Here is a 13730-nt window from a genome sequence, read left to right as displayed (position 1 = left end):
CTCCTTAACGTCCGCGCAGCATGGCCAGCAGCGTGCGGGGCACCAGCGCCACCATCACCAAATGGATCGCGACGAAGGCCACCAGCGCCGACATGGCGAAAAAGTGGATATAGCGCGCCGCCTCATAGCCGCCGAGCAGCGTGCGCAGCAGCGGAAACTGCACCGATTTCCACAGCACTAGCCCGGACAGCGCGCTCAGCACGCCGAGGAGCATCACCGACAGATAGGCCACGCGCTGCACCATGTTGTAGTGGCGCAGGTCGGCGTGCTGCAGCCTGCCGCGCAGCGCCGCGCCGACATCGGCGAGAAACTGCTTCGGGCTGAGCGGCCAATATTTGCGTTTGAAGCGCCCGCTGGCGAGGTTCAGCAGCAGGTAACACAGCCCGTTGACGCCAAACAGCCACATGCCGGCGAAGTGCCACTGCAGCGCGCCGCCCAGCCAGCCGCCGAGCGTCAGCTCGTTGAAAAAGCTGAAGTTGAACAGCGGCGAAGCGTTGTAGATGCGCCAACCGCTGGTCACCATGATCAGCATCGCCAGCGCATTCAGCCAATGCGTTAACCGCAGCCACAGCGGATGTACGGTCTGTCGTTGTTCCGGGGTGAGAGTGAGGCTCATAACGATTCCTGCCAGCTAACGATGCGATGCACCGAGTATTCCCCGGATTTGTTCCCCAAGACCTCACGCAAAGTTAAATAAAATGTGATAACTCCGCCGGTGGCGGTTGTGTAGACTTCAGAGAGAATCGGGCTAATCAGCGGTAATGAGAATGGACAAGCCAAAACGAATTTTGATCGTCGAGGACGACGGCGACATCGCCGAGCTGCTGCAGCTGCATCTGCGTGACGAGGGTTACGCCATCAGCCACGCCGCCGACGGCAATCAGGGCATGGCGATGCTGGAACAGGGCGGCTGGGACGCCTTGATCCTCGATCTGATGCTGCCGGGCGTAGACGGATTGGAGATTTGCCGCCGGGCGCGCACCATGACGCGCTACACGCCGATCATCATCACCAGCGCGCGCTCCAGCGAGGTGCACCGCGTGCTGGGGCTGGAGCTGGGCGCCGACGACTATCTGGCCAAACCCTTTTCCATGCTGGAGCTGGTGGCGCGGGTCAAGGCGCTGTTTCGCCGCCAGGAAGCGATGAGCCGCAACCTGCGCATGGACGCCGGCGCGCTCAGCTTCAACGATCTGACCATCGATCCCATCGCCCGCGAAGTGCGCCTGCACCAACAGCCGATCGAGCTGACGCCGCGCGAATTCGACCTGCTGTATTTTTTCGCCCGCCACCCGGGCCAGGTGTTCTCGCGCCTCAGCCTGTTGAATCAGGTCTGGGGCTATCAGCACGAGGGGTATGAGCACACCGTCAACACCCATATCAACCGGCTGCGCATCAAGATCGAGCGCAACCCGGCAGAACCCGAGCGCATCCTCACGGTGTGGGGCATGGGCTATAAATTCGCGGCCGCGCCGCAAGAGTGAGCCATGAAAAACCTTACGTTAGCGCAACGCCTCACGATTATCTTCGCGCTGCTGATCGTCATCGGCTGCGCCTTTTCCGGCTGGATGCAGGTGCGCAGCAATACCCAGTACAGCCAGGCGGTGATCCAGCGCCTGTCCGGCAACCTGGCGCAGCATATCGCCGACAGCAATCCGCTGCTGGGGGTGAACGGGCCGGATCCACAGGCGGTGCATACCCTGTTCGATCAGCTGATGGCAGTGAACCCCAGCGTTGAGGTTTATCTGCTCGACAAACAGGGCGCAATCATCGGCAACGCCGCGCCGGCCGGGCATCTGAAGCGGCAGCGGGTCGCGCTGGCGCCGCTGCAGGCGCTGCTCGATGGCGCGCAGATGCCGGTGTACGGCGACGATCCGCGCAGCGCGGACGGGCGCAAGGTGTTCAGCGTTGCGCCGCTGAAGGTCGACGGCAGGGTCGAGGGCTATCTGTATGTGGTCTTGCTCGGTGAAGAGTACACGGCGCTGGCCAGCAACGCCCAGTTCAACTCGGCGGCCAGGATGGCGCTGTGGACCTCCGGGGTGATGGTGCTGTTCAGCCTGCTGGCCGGCGGTTTCGCGTTCTACTGGGTCACTCGCCCCATCCGGCGCCTGACCCGTCAGGTCAATGCGCTGGACAGCGGCGGCATTGAGGCCGTGCAGGCCTACGCGGCGCTACCGGCGGTGCCGGCCGGGCGCGACGAGGTCAGCCAGCTGCAACAGGCCTTCCACCGCATGGCGCAGCGCCTCGCCGAACAGTGGCAAACGCTGGCGCAGCAGGATCGGCTGCGGCGCGAATTCATCGCCAACGTCTCGCACGATCTGCGCACCCCGCTCACCTCGCTGCACGGTTATCTGGAAACGCTGTCGGTCAAGGCCGCCACCCTGAGCGACGCCGATCGGCGGCGCTATCTGGAGATCGCGCTGGCGCAAAGCCGCAAGGTGGGCAAGCTGGCGCAGGAGCTGTTCGAGCTGGCTCGATTAGAGTATGGCGTGGTGAAGCCGCAGAAAGAGCCCTTCTCCCTCAGCGAGCTGTTGCAGGACGTGTTCCAGAAGTTCGAGCTGGCGGCGGAGGCGCGCAACCAGCGGCTGCACGCCGACATCGCCCCCGGCGTGCCGCCGGTGTTCGCCGATCTCAGCATGATTGAGCGGGTGCTGACCAACCTGTTGGACAACGCCATTCGCCATACGCCGCCCGGCGGCGACATCGGCGTGCGGCTGTGGCGGCAGGAAGACCAGGTGATGGTGCAGGTCAGCGACAGCGGCCCCGGCATTCCGCAGACGCTGCGCGCCGATCTGTTCGTGCGGCCGTCTGTCCTGAGCGGCGCCCGACGCCCCGCCGGCGGGCTGGGGTTAATGATCGTGCGGCGCATTCTGCAACTGCACGACAGCGACATTCAGCTGATAGAACAACCACAAAGCGGCGCCTGCTTCCGCTTTGCCATTCCGCCGCGTTAATCCGGCATATCGGTTATTGCGCTAACGGGAACCGCAGGCTGAAAATGAGGCTGGCGACAGGCGCGCGCTCGATACATTCGGCGCGCACCTCACCGCCGTGCAGCGTCATGATGGCGCGCACGATGGACAGCCCGAGGCCGCTGGCGTGGCTGCCGGCGCTGCGCGCGGGATCGGCGCGGTAGAAACGATCGAACAGCTTTTCCAGATGCGCCGGCGCGATCGGCGGCCCCTGATTGATGACCTGCACCCACCAGGCATCGGCACGCCGTTCAGCCCGCAACACGATCAGGCTGTTTTCATCGGCATAGCGCACCGCGTTGGCCACCAGGTTGCTCAGCGCCCGCTGGAACAACATCGCGTCCGCCTTCAGCTCTCCTTCCCCTTCACAGCTCAGCACGATGCCGCGTTCTTCCGCCAGCCCTTCGAAGTAATCCGCCACCCGCCGCAGCTCGGTCGCCACCTCCAGACGACTGTAGTTCAGCGCGGACTGCGCCTCACCGGCGCGCGCCAGAAACAGGATGTTTTCCACCATGCGCGAAATACGCTCCAGCTCATCCATATTGTTCGACAATAGGGTTTCGTACTCCTCCACGCTGCGGGGTTGATACAGCGCCACCTGACACTGGCCCATCAACGCGCCCACCGGCGTGCGGATCTCATGGGCCAGATCGGCGGAAAACTGCGTCAGCCGCTGATAACCTTCATTCAACCGATCGAGCATCGCATTGAACGACCGGGTCAGCTGCTGCAACTCCTTCGGCGCCCCCTGTTCGCTGAGGCGAGTGGACAATGTATTGGGCGCGATCTGCGACGCCTGCGCCGCCATGCGCCATAGCGGCTTCAATCCCCGGCGCATGACCCCATAGCCCAGCAGCGCAATCAGCAGGAAAGCCACAATGACCGCCGCGACAATGCGCCACAGGTAACGCGCCAGCATCTTCTGCTCGTTGACCATCACGTGCGCGGCGGAGATCTGCAGCAAACTGCCGTCTTCCAGACGCACCATCGCCGATGCCGCGCGCAGCGGCACCCCCTGGGCCGTTTCCCCGCCGCGCACGGCGGCCAGCGTCTGCGCCTGTTCGGGCGGTGTCGGCGCCATCGGCGGCAGGGCCACCCTGGCCGGATTCACATTGATGAGTGGTTTTTGCCCCGGGATTTGGAAAATCAGCACGTCCTGTTCATTGCCCAGCATATTTTCGAACAGGCCGTTATTGGCGGTCAGGCGTGCCAAAGGAAAGCGCTGCCCCAGTAAATGGCGGAAATACTCGATGCGCCCGGTCACCTGCAGATCGCTGCGGAGCGTCATTTCCTGACGCATGGCGCCGAACAGATACCAGCCCGCCCCGCTCACCACGCAGGCGGCCACCAGCGCGAACAGCATGGCGGTACGCAGCGTCAGCGACACCGGCCGACGTGAAGCGCGGGCGTTCACGAGCGCGGCTCGCAAACATAGCCGATGCCGCGCACGCTGTGGATCAGCTTGACGTCGAACGGCCGGTCGATTTTGGCGCGCAGGCGTTTGATGGCCACGTCAACCACATTGGTGTCGCTGTCGAAATTCATGTCCCACACCTGAGAGGCGATCTGCGTGCGCGACAGCACTTCGCCTTCGCGCCGCACCAGCAGATGCAGCAGCATGAATTCTTTATTGGTCAACGGGATCACCTGATCCTGGCGCACCGCCCGGCGGCGCAATACGTCCAACTGCAGATCGGCGATGGCGTAATGATCAGCTTCGCGCGCCGGCCCGCGGCGCAGCAAGGTGCGCAAACGCAGCACCAGCTCGGTAAAGGAAAACGGTTTGATAAGATAGTCGTCCGCGCCCAGCTCCAGACCGTGGATGCGATCCTGCACGCCATCGCGGGCGGTGAGAAACAGGATCGGCACGTCGCTTTTCTTGCGCAATACCTCGATGATCTGCCAGCCATCCAGCCCCGGCAGCATGACATCGAGCACGATCGCATCGTAGTCCTGCTCCAACGCGCGAAACAGCCCGTCGGTGCCGTTGCGCGCCAAATCGACGCTGTAGCCCGCTTCCCCCAGCCCTTTCTTCAGGTAATCCCCTGTGCCGATATCGTCTTCAACTACCAGTATTCGCATGCTCGCCACCTCGTTACGTCTGCAAAAATACTAGCAGCTTCGGCGGACAAACTTGATGACATTAATGTCATCAAACGGCCATGGCGCTGACCCAGTAGGTCAACCATGCTTAACCGGCAAACTCATTTCAGGAGAACGTTATGATTACCCGTCATCGTATAGCCGGTTTACTGTTGTCCACGTTACTGCTTTCCAGCGGATTGGCCGCCGCCGCCCAAACGCCGGGCAAGGTGATTGCGCCGCTGCGCGGCACCATCACGCAAGTTGCCGACGGCAATCTGCAGCTGACCGACCGCAAGGGCGAGACACTCAGCGTCAAGCTGAACGATCAAACTAAAGTGCTCAGCGTTTCCAAAGCCACGCTGGACGATATCAAACCGGACAGCTTTATCGGCACCGCCGCCGTGCCGCAGCCGGACGGCACGCTCAAGGCACTGGAAGTGCACGTGTTCGCCGCCAGCCTGCGCGGCACCGGCGAAGGGCATTCGGCCTGGGAATCCGCCGACGGCAAAGTGGATACCATGACTAACGGCACCGTCGGTAAACTGGTGAAATCCAACGGCCGCACCCTGACCGTCACTTACGGTAACCAGCAGAAAACCGTCGTCGTGCCGGAAGACGTGCCGATCGTGACGCTGGATCCGGGCGATCTGAGCCTGCTGAAACCGGGCGTGCACATTGTGCTGTTCTCCGCCGTCAACGATAAGGGCGAACGCATCGCCACCCGCATTTCCGCCGGCAAAGACGGCACCGTGCCGCCGATGTAACCGGAGGAATGCCATGAAGACCAACGCGTCGCCGCCGGTGCATCGCTGGCCGGTTCGAATCACTCATTGGATCAACCTGTTCGCCATGGTGTGCATGTTCATGAGCGGTTGGGAAATCTACAACGCCTCGCCGCTGTTCGATTTCCGCTTTCCGCCGCAGATGACGCTCGGCGGTTGGCTGGGCGGCGCGATTGGTTGGCATTTGGCGGTGATGTGGCTATTGGCGCTCAACGCCGTCTGCTATCTGCTGTGGAGCCTGTTCAGCGGCCATTTTCGCCACGATCTGTTGCCGCTTCGCGCCGACGCGCTGCGGCAGGATATCTGGCTGGCGATGACGCTGCGCCTGCGCCACCGGCATGGCCGCTACAACGCCATTCAGAAACTGATGTACCTCGGCGTACTGGCGCTCGGCCTATTACTGGTGCTGTCTGGCCTGGCGATTTGGAAACCGGTTCAGCTGCAGGGATTGGTCGCGCTGTTTGGCGGCTTCGACTTCGCGCGCTACGTGCATTTCTTCGCCATGGCCGGCATCGGCCTGTTTGTGGTGATCCACGTCTTTATGGTGGTTGTCGTGCCCAAAACCCTGTGGGCGATGATAACGGGTGGCAAACATGAATGAGAAAAAACAGCGGGCAACCGCGCCGACGCTGGAACCGGACCAAAAAAAGCAGCTGGTCAATCTGCAACGCCGGCTGATGTTGCGCTCCGGGCTGACGCTGGGCGGCATCGCCATGCTCACCGGGTGTAATCTGCAAGACGGCGATCGGGTGGATAAGGTGCTGTGGGCTATGTCGCGCTGGAACGACCGGGTGCAGGCCTGGCTGTTCAGCGGCCAGCGGTTGGCGCAAACTTACCGGCCGGACCAGATCACTCACCCTTTCCCCTTTAACGCATTTTACCCGGAATACAACGTCCCCGAGATCGATCTCGCCGGCTACCGGCTTGAGGTCGCGGGGAAAGTGGAGAAAAAAGCGCCCTGGACGCTGGAACAGCTGCAGCGGCTGCCGCAGCAAAGTCAGATCACGCGTCTGATCTGCATTGAGGGCTGGAGCGCCATTGGTCAATGGGGCGGCGTGCCGCTGCGCACCTTTCTGCAGCACGTCGGCGCGGATCTGAATGCCGGTTACGTCGGCTTCAAATGCGCCGATCGCTACTACGCCAGCCTCGACATGGCCACCGCGCTGCACCCGCAGACCATCCTGGCGTTGGATTTCGGCGGCAAGGCGCTGCCGGCGGACTATGGCTACCCGCTGCGGCTGCGCGTGCCGACCAAGCTGGGGTTCAAAAACGCCAAACATATCGCCGCGATCTTCGTCAGCGACGTCAATCCGGGCGGCTATTGGGAGGATCAGGGCTACAACTGGTTCAGCGGCATTTAGTTTTGCGCGGCGCTGCGCATAAGCCTCATCGACTGCTGGAGGATCTTCTCCGTCGCGATTATTGGTTTTCAGCGTACCGCTCAGGCCGGCATTAGCCAGAATTTATGACTCGCTCTTGAAAAAACATGCGCATCGCGTACATTATTTGTACAACCAAGCGCTTATTGAGGACGGATTATATGTCATCGAAATCCCGCCTGTTAACGGCAGAATCCCACCCAATCCCTATGAGCATGAAGGAACGTCACCAAAAAGAGATGCAAGCCTTCCACGAAGAATGGGCTGAACAAAGGCGCCGCGAATGGCGTGAACGCGGCGGCGTTGAAGCCAGTGAACCGCCCGCACGTAGCATCGATACCGAACTTTCATCCTGATTCCGGTTCGTTCTTATTCTTCTTCTTCTTTTTCCGCCGTCAGCAATGCAATCCCCGCTTGCTCAATGGCCTCCCGCGCGGCGGCGGGCAACCCCTCATCGGTAATGATGGCGTCAAAGGCGGCGATCGGCAGCGCCAGATAGGTGGCGACTTTGCCGTATTTGGACGTATCGCTGAGCAGAATGCGGCGGCGGCTGGCCTCGACGATGGCCTTCTTCACCATCACCTTATCTTCGTTCGGCGTCGACAGGCCGCGCATGCTCCACGAAGAGGCGGAGATGAACGCCAGATCGATAAACAGACCGCGCAGCGCCTGCGCCGCCGCCTCGCCGACGCAGGAGCGGTTTTCCCGGCACACGGTGCCGCCGGTGTGGATGATTCGGCACTGGCTATGCTCTATCAGAAACCCGGCGATGACAAAGTCGTTGGTCACCACCGTCAAATCATCACGTTCTCCGATCTGTTTCGCCAGCGCCAGCGTGGTGGTGCCAGCATCCAGATAGATACAGCTATTGGCGGGAATTTGCCGCGCCGCCAGCCGACCGATGGCGATTTTCTGCCGGCCGAACATCCCCTCTTTGGCCTGGTGAGAAGGTTCGCTCGCCACCCGTTCCGGCGCCTGCACACCGCCCGAGACCGACTGCACCGCCCCCTGCTCTTCCAGCTTTTGCACGTCACGGCGGATCGTCATATGCGACACCCCCAGCCGTTCGGTCAGCTCGGCGATACTGACGACGCCGCGTTCGGATACCAGCGCAAGAATTTGTTGATGGCGTTCTACAGGTATCACGGTTCCCTCTCGTTGCTGCGGTGATAATAATTGTGATTTTACGTCAATTTTCGTTCGCCGATAGCCCTTATTTCTCGCAGCGTGACGGCCAGCGCAGTTAGGCCAGCCAAACATAAACTTATTTAAAAACATAATAGTAATGTTGATTTAGGCCAGAAATCGCACGAAAAATCCGTTTCACGCATTGTTAATTATTGTGATAACGATCGCGGATAATCGACCGACAAGCGCTTACATTTAACACAACAAAACAAATTATCACTAAAATTAACAGGAGTGCAGTATGACACACCCAGGGAATTATGCCGTTTGCGTCATCGGGCTGGGGGCGATGGGCATGGGCGCCGCGCGTTCATGCCTCCGCGCCGGATTGACCACCTACGGCGCCGATCTCAATCCGCAGGCGCTGGCGGCGCTGCAACAGGCCGGCGCGAAACAAACGGCCCCCAGCGCGCGCGACTTCGCCGCCGAGCTGGACGCCGTGTTGCTGCTGGTGGTAAACGCCGCGCAGGTGAAGCAAATCCTGTTCGGCGAGCAAGGCCTGGCGCCGCAGCTCAAGCCGGGCACGGCGGTGATGGTGTCTTCGACCATTTCCGCCGATGACGCCAAACAGATCGAGCAACGGCTGCTGGACTACGGCCTGGCGATGCTGGACGCGCCGGTTTCCGGCGGGGCGGCCAAGGCGGAAGAAGGCCAAATGACGGTGATGGCCGCTGGCGCCGACGCCACCTTCGCGCGCCTGCAACCCGTGCTGGACGCCATCGCCGGCAAGGTTTACCGCATCGGCGAAACCATCGGCCTGGGCGCGACGGTAAAAATCATCCACCAGCTGTTGGCCGGGGTGCACATCGCCGCCGGGGCGGAAGCCATGGCGCTGGCCGCTCGCGCCAACATCCCGCTGGACGTCATGTATGACGTCGTCACCCACGCCGCCGGCAACTCCTGGATGTTCGAAAATCGCATGCGCCACGTGGTCGACGGCGACTATACGCCCAAATCGGCGGTGGATATCTTCGTCAAGGATCTGGGGCTGGTGGCGGATACCGCCAAGGCGCTGCATTTCCCGCTGCCGCTGGCCTCCACCGCCTTCACCATGTTTACCGCCGCCAGCAACGCCGGCTACGGTAAAGAAGATGACAGCGCGGTAATCAAAATCTTTGCCGGCATCGATCTGCCGCAGAAAAAGGAGACGCTCTGATGCAGCTCGGCGTAATCGCGGATGATTTTACCGGCGCGACCGACATCGCCAGCTTTCTGGTGCAAAACGGCCTGCCGACGGTGCAGTTGAACGGCGTGCCGCAGGACGAAACGCCGGTCGACGCTCAGGCGGTCGTCATCAGCCTGAAATCGCGCTCCTGCCCGGCAGAGCAGGCGATCGAACAGGCATTGCAAGCGCTGGCCTGGCTGCAAAAACAGGGCTGCCGCCAGTTCTACTTCAAATACTGCTCCACCTTCGACAGCACCGCACAGGGCAATATCGGCCCGGTGACCGACGCCCTGCTCGCCGCGCTGGGGGAAAATTTCACGGTTGTTTCCCCGGCGCTGCCGGTAAACGGCCGCACGGTCTATCAGGGCTACCTGTTCGTCGGGGAACAGCTGCTGTCTGAGTCCGGCATGCGTCATCACCCAGTCACGCCGATGACCGACAGCAACCTGCTTCGCCTGATGGAATCCCAGGCCGCCGGACGCTGTGGGCTGGTGATGGCGGCGGAAATGGATCGCGGCACCGAGGCAGTCAGCGAGAAGCTGCAGCAATTGGCGCAGGAAGGCGTGCGCTACGCGGTGCTGGACACGCTCAACGAACGGCATCTGCTTACCCAGGGCGAAGCGTTGAAAACGATGAAGCTGGTGACCGGCGGTTCGGGCCTGGCGATCGGTTTGGCGCGGCAATGGGCGCAGAACGGCGAACGTTCGGCAGAGGCGGCCGGCGCGCCGCAGGGGGAAAAGGCGGCGGTGCTGTCTGGCTCCTGCTCCGTCATGACTAACCGGCAGGTGGCGCACTATCGCGAACGCGCGGCGGCGCAGGCCATCGATATCGACCGTTGCTTCGATCCCCAGACGCGCGCCGCCTACGCCGTCGAGTTGGCGCACTGGGCGCAGCGCCATGCCGGAGAAACGCTTGCCCCGCTGATCTACGCCACTGCATCGCCGGAGTCGCTGCAGCAAACGCAACAACGGCATGGCGCCGCCGCCAGCGAGGCGGTGGAGGCCTTGTTCGCCGAGCTGGTGGTGCAACTGCGCCAGTTGGGATTCAGCCGCTTTATCGTCGCCGGCGGCGAAACCTCCGGCGTGGTGACGCAGGCGCTGGGCATTCGCGGCTTCCATATCGGCCCCAGCATTTCCCCCGGCGTTCCCTGGGTGCGCGCCAGCGATCGGGCCATTTCCCTGGCGCTGAAATCGGGTAATTTTGGCGATGAAGCCTTCTTCGCGCGCGCGCAAACGGAGTTCCCGGTATGAGCATGACGATTGAACAGCAGGCGCGTGAAGAGATGGTGCGCCTGGGTGCCTCGTTTTTCCAACGCGGCTACGCCACCGGCTCCGCCGGCAACCTCTCGCTGTTGCTGCCGGACGGCGCGCTGCTGGCGACGCCGACCGGCTCCTGTCTCGGTGAGTTGCAGGCCGATCGCCTGTCTAAAGTGAGCCTGAACGGCGACTGGCTCTCCGGCGACAAACCGTCGAAAGAGATCAGCTTTCATCGGGCGCTCTATCTGAACAACCCGGAATGCAAAGCGGTCGTGCACTTGCATTGCACCTACCTCACGGCGCTCTCTTGCCTGCAGGGGCTGGACGCCGACAACGCCATCAAACCGTTCACCCCCTATGTGGTGATGCGCGTCGGCAAGGTGCCGGTGGTGCCTTACTACCGGCCCGGCGACGAAAGGCTGGCGCAGGATCTGGCCCGCCTGGCGCCGACCCACCGCGCCTTTTTGCTGGCCAACCACGGGCCGGTGGTGACGGGTAAAGACCTGCGAGCGGCGGCGGACAATACCGAAGAGATGGAAGATGCGGCGCGGCTGATCTTCACCCTCGGCGATCGTCCGATCCGCTATTTGACCGCTGATGAAATTGCCGAATTACGGAGCTGAACCATGCCTAAATTTGCCGCCAATTTGTCGATGATGTTTACCGAGGTGCCGTTCCTCGATCGCTTTGCCGCCGCTGCCGCACAGGGCTTCAGCGCGGTGGAATTCCTGTTCCCTTACGAGCATCCCGCCGATCTGTTGGCAGAGAAACTGCGCGAACACGGCCTGCAACAGGTGCTGTTCAACACCGCGCCCGGCGATGCCGCCGCCGGCGAATGGGGGCTGGCGGCGCTGCCGGGCCGCGAACGGGATGCGCGCGCCGATATCGATCGCGCGCTGGCCTACGCCATCGCCCTTTCCTGCCCCTGCGTGCACCTGATGGCCGGCGTGGTGCCCGCGAGCGCGGATCGGCGGCGTTATCTCGACACCTTTATCGCTAATGCGCGCTATGCCGCCGACGCTTTTGCGCCGCACGGCGTCAAGGTGCTGATCGAGGCGCTCAGCCCGCCGGTCAAGCCCGACTACCTGTTCGCCAGTCAGCATCAGGCGGCGGAAGCGGTGGCGGCGATCGAAAGACCGAACGTGTTCATCCAGTTCGATTTTTTCCACGCGCAGTTGGTGGACGGCAATATCAGCGGGCTGCTGGAGACGCTGGCCGGGCGCTACGCGCATATCCAGATAGCCTCGGTGCCGGATCGCCATGAGCCGGACGAGGGCGAACTGAATTACCCGTGGCTGTTCGACAAGCTGGATGCGCTCGGCTATCAGGGCTGGATCGGTTGCGAATACCGCCCGCGCGGCGACACCGCCGCCGGGCTCGGCTGGCTGAAGCCTTACCGCTAAAGCCGCACGCCGACACCAGGAAATCGATTTTATAACAATGAAACGCACCCGTATCGCCACGCGGCGATCGCGGTGCCCAACGCTTACCCAACGAAAGGCTTTTTTCATGTCTACCTCTCTGCTGTTGCTGATTGCCGTACTCGGCGTGGTGCTGCTGTTATTGATGGTGATTAAGGCGAAGGTGCAACCCTTTGTCGCGCTGTTGGTGGTCAGTTTGCTGGTGGCGCTGGCCAGCGGCATTCCGACCGGCGAAGTGATGAAAGTGATGACCGCCGGAATGGGCGGCGTGCTCGGCTCGGTGACCATCATCATTGGTCTGGGGGCGATGCTCGGCCGCATGATCGAACAATCGGGCGGCGCCGAGTCGCTGGCGCAGCGTTTCAGCCAGGGTCTGGGGCCGAAACATACCGTCGCGGCGCTGACCCTCGCCGCGTTTATTCTCGGCATTCCGGTGTTCTTCGACGTCGGCTTTATCATTCTGGCGCCGATTATCTATGGCTTCGCCAAGGTCGCCAAAGTGTCGCCGCTCAAGTTCGGCCTGCCGATGGCCGGCGTGATGTTGACGGTACACGTCGCGCTGCCGCCGCACCCCGGCCCGGTCGCCGCCGCCGGCTTGCTCAACGCCGACATCGGCTGGCTAACCATTATCGGCCTCGCGATCTGTATTCCGGTCGGCGTTATCGGCTATTTCGCCGCCAACTACCTCAACCGCAAAACCTATCCGTTATCGATAGAGGTGCTGGAACAGCTGCAGCTGGCGGCGCCGGAGCCGCGTCCGGAAGATCACGCGCCGCTCAGCGATCGCATCAACCCGCCCGGCGCCGGCCTGGTGGCGGCGCTGATCGTCATCCCGATCGCCATCATCATGCTCGGCACCGTCTCCGCCACCCTGCTGCCGGCCGGCTCGGCGCTGCGCGACGCGCTGTCGCTGCTGGGCTCGCCGGCGGTGGCGCTGATGATCGCCCTGCTGTTGGCCTTCTATTTCCTGGCGCTGCGCCGCGGCTGGAGCCTGCAACACGCCGGCGACGTGATGGGGGCCGCGCTGCCGACCGCCGCGGTGGTGATCCTGGTAACCGGCGCGGGCGGCGTGTTCGGCAAGGTGCTGGTGGAGTCCGGCGTCGGCAAGGCGCTGGCGGAAGTGCTGACGGCCATCGGCCTGCCGCTGGTGCCCGCCGCGTTTATCATTTCGCTGGCGCTGCGCGCCTCGCAGGGTTCCGCCACCGTGGCGATCCTGACCACCGGCGGCCTGTTGTCGGAAGCGGTCAGCGGCTTGAATCAGCTGCAGCTGGTGCTGGTAACCCTGGCGACCTGTTTCGGCGGGCTCGGGCTTTCGCACGTCAACGACTCCGGTTTTTGGATCGTCACGCGCTATCTGGGGCTGTCGGTGGCCGATGGCCTGAAGACCTGGACGGTGTTGACCACCCTGCTCGGCCTGAGCGGCTTCCTGTTCACCTGGCTGTTGTGGCTGGCGGCGTGATTTCTCTGGCATACTGAACGCCGTTG

General features: G+C 62.6%; 15 protein-coding genes. 11 read left to right on the top strand and 4 right to left on the bottom strand.

What is annotated here, in order from left to right; genetic code table 11:
- Positions 1-4: 4 nt before the first annotated feature.
- Positions 5-616, bottom strand: coding sequence for a cytochrome b/b6 domain-containing protein (locus CPH57_RS04185; RefSeq protein ID WP_033650571.1), 612 nt, complete (start codon positions 614-616; stop codon positions 5-7).
- A gap of 151 nt (positions 617-767) precedes the next feature.
- Here CPH57_RS04185 and CPH57_RS04180 point away from each other — a divergent pair, with 151 nt between their 5' ends.
- Together CPH57_RS04180 and CPH57_RS04175 are read left to right on the top strand one after the other, a co-directional pair.
- Positions 768-1481 carry a response regulator transcription factor gene (locus tag CPH57_RS04180; protein WP_016928494.1) on the top strand — a complete coding sequence of 238 codons (714 nt, stop codon included), beginning with the start codon at positions 768-770 and terminating at the stop codon, positions 1479-1481.
- 3 nt (positions 1482-1484) lie between these two features.
- A complete protein-coding gene (locus tag CPH57_RS04175) occupies positions 1485-2951 on the top strand; it encodes an ATP-binding protein (protein ID WP_033650570.1) in 1467 nt (488 codons plus the stop codon).
- 13 nt (positions 2952-2964) lie between these two features.
- On the opposite strand, the gene CPH57_RS04170 is transcribed toward CPH57_RS04175, so the two are convergent.
- Complete coding sequence (locus CPH57_RS04170; protein ID WP_096242072.1) at positions 2965-4383, bottom strand: heavy metal sensor histidine kinase; 1419 nt, start codon at positions 4381-4383, stop codon at positions 2965-2967.
- Positions 4380-5051: a heavy metal response regulator transcription factor gene (locus CPH57_RS04165; protein ID WP_047025026.1), complete on the bottom strand. Its 672-nt coding sequence runs from the start codon at positions 5049-5051 to the stop codon at positions 4380-4382. Before CPH57_RS04165 ends, CPH57_RS04170 begins: the two co-directional genes overlap by 4 nt.
- 140 nt (positions 5052-5191) lie before the next feature.
- Here CPH57_RS04165 and CPH57_RS04160 point away from each other — a divergent pair, with 140 nt between their 5' ends.
- The 4 genes from CPH57_RS04160 (at position 5192) to CPH57_RS24545 (ending at position 7571) form a co-directional block, all read left to right on the top strand.
- Positions 5192-5818, top strand: a complete 627-nt coding sequence (locus CPH57_RS04160; RefSeq protein WP_046686683.1) for a hypothetical protein — start codon at positions 5192-5194, stop codon at positions 5816-5818.
- A 13-nt stretch (positions 5819-5831) separates the two neighbouring features.
- On the top strand, positions 5832-6437 hold the full coding sequence (locus CPH57_RS04155) for a cytochrome b/b6 domain-containing protein (RefSeq protein ID WP_096242071.1): 606 nt from the start codon (positions 5832-5834) through the stop codon (positions 6435-6437).
- Positions 6430-7197, top strand: a complete 768-nt coding sequence (locus CPH57_RS04150; RefSeq protein ID WP_033650565.1) for a molybdopterin-dependent oxidoreductase — start codon at positions 6430-6432, stop codon at positions 7195-7197. The genes CPH57_RS04155 and CPH57_RS04150 overlap by 8 nt, the downstream gene beginning before the upstream one ends.
- Before the next feature lie 179 nt (positions 7198-7376).
- Complete coding sequence (locus CPH57_RS24545) at positions 7377-7571, top strand: hypothetical protein (protein ID WP_154219752.1); 195 nt, start codon at positions 7377-7379, stop codon at positions 7569-7571.
- Between the two features lie 13 nt (positions 7572-7584).
- On the opposite strand, the gene ygbI is transcribed toward CPH57_RS24545, so the two are convergent.
- Positions 7585-8361: a DNA-binding transcriptional repressor YgbI gene (gene ygbI / locus CPH57_RS04140; protein WP_096242070.1), complete on the bottom strand. Its 777-nt coding sequence runs from the start codon at positions 8359-8361 to the stop codon at positions 7585-7587.
- Between the two features lie 283 nt (positions 8362-8644).
- Between ygbI and ltnD the strand changes: the two genes are divergently transcribed.
- The 5 genes from ltnD to CPH57_RS04115 all read left to right on the top strand — a co-directional run bounded on the left by ltnD (position 8645) and on the right by CPH57_RS04115 (position 13704).
- Positions 8645-9559 carry an L-threonate dehydrogenase gene (gene ltnD / locus CPH57_RS04135; RefSeq protein WP_033642399.1) on the top strand — a complete coding sequence of 305 codons (915 nt, stop codon included), beginning with the start codon at positions 8645-8647 and terminating at the stop codon, positions 9557-9559.
- Positions 9559-10818: a 3-oxo-tetronate kinase gene (otnK, locus tag CPH57_RS04130; protein ID WP_080273378.1), complete on the top strand. Its 1260-nt coding sequence runs from the start codon at positions 9559-9561 to the stop codon at positions 10816-10818. Before ltnD ends, otnK begins: the two co-directional genes overlap by 1 nt.
- On the top strand, positions 10815-11447 hold the full coding sequence (locus CPH57_RS04125; RefSeq protein ID WP_089191378.1) for an aldolase: 633 nt from the start codon (positions 10815-10817) through the stop codon (positions 11445-11447). The genes otnK and CPH57_RS04125 overlap by 4 nt, the downstream gene beginning before the upstream one ends.
- A gap of 3 nt (positions 11448-11450) precedes the next feature.
- Entirely contained in the window at positions 11451-12227 is a 777-nt protein-coding gene (gene otnI / locus CPH57_RS04120; RefSeq protein ID WP_069101075.1) for a 2-oxo-tetronate isomerase, read from the top strand.
- Positions 12228-12333: 106 nt separating this feature from the next.
- Positions 12334-13704, top strand: a complete 1371-nt coding sequence (locus CPH57_RS04115) for a GntP family transporter (protein ID WP_033642396.1) — start codon at positions 12334-12336, stop codon at positions 13702-13704.
- Positions 13705-13730 lie beyond the last annotated feature (26 nt).

Source organism: Serratia sp. JKS000199, from assembly GCF_900215455.1.
Lineage (GTDB): Bacteria > Pseudomonadota > Gammaproteobacteria > Enterobacterales > Enterobacteriaceae > Serratia > Serratia ureilytica.
Note: the sequence above shows the minus strand (reverse complement) of the source record. Positions and strands in the feature narration are given on the sequence as shown.

Coding starts and splice junctions, on each gene's coding strand:
- CPH57_RS04185 (WP_033650571.1), bottom strand. CDS start 616: ATGAGCCTCACTCTCACCCCGGAACAACGACAGACCGTACATCCGCTG.
- CPH57_RS04180 (WP_016928494.1), top strand. CDS start 768: ATGGACAAGCCAAAACGAATTTTGATCGTCGAGGACGACGGCGACATC.
- CPH57_RS04175 (WP_033650570.1), top strand. CDS start 1,485: ATGAAAAACCTTACGTTAGCGCAACGCCTCACGATTATCTTCGCGCTG.
- CPH57_RS04165 (WP_047025026.1), bottom strand. CDS start 5,051: ATGCGAATACTGGTAGTTGAAGACGATATCGGCACAGGGGATTACCTG.
- CPH57_RS04160 (WP_046686683.1), top strand. CDS start 5,192: ATGATTACCCGTCATCGTATAGCCGGTTTACTGTTGTCCACGTTACTG.
- CPH57_RS04155 (WP_096242071.1), top strand. CDS start 5,832: ATGAAGACCAACGCGTCGCCGCCGGTGCATCGCTGGCCGGTTCGAATC.
- CPH57_RS04150 (WP_033650565.1), top strand. CDS start 6,430: ATGAATGAGAAAAAACAGCGGGCAACCGCGCCGACGCTGGAACCGGAC.
- CPH57_RS24545 (WP_154219752.1), top strand. CDS start 7,377: ATGTCATCGAAATCCCGCCTGTTAACGGCAGAATCCCACCCAATCCCT.
- ltnD (WP_033642399.1), top strand. CDS start 8,645: ATGACACACCCAGGGAATTATGCCGTTTGCGTCATCGGGCTGGGGGCG.
- otnK (WP_080273378.1), top strand. CDS start 9,559: ATGCAGCTCGGCGTAATCGCGGATGATTTTACCGGCGCGACCGACATC.
- CPH57_RS04125 (WP_089191378.1), top strand. CDS start 10,815: ATGAGCATGACGATTGAACAGCAGGCGCGTGAAGAGATGGTGCGCCTG.
- otnI (WP_069101075.1), top strand. CDS start 11,451: ATGCCTAAATTTGCCGCCAATTTGTCGATGATGTTTACCGAGGTGCCG.
- CPH57_RS04115 (WP_033642396.1), top strand. CDS start 12,334: ATGTCTACCTCTCTGCTGTTGCTGATTGCCGTACTCGGCGTGGTGCTG.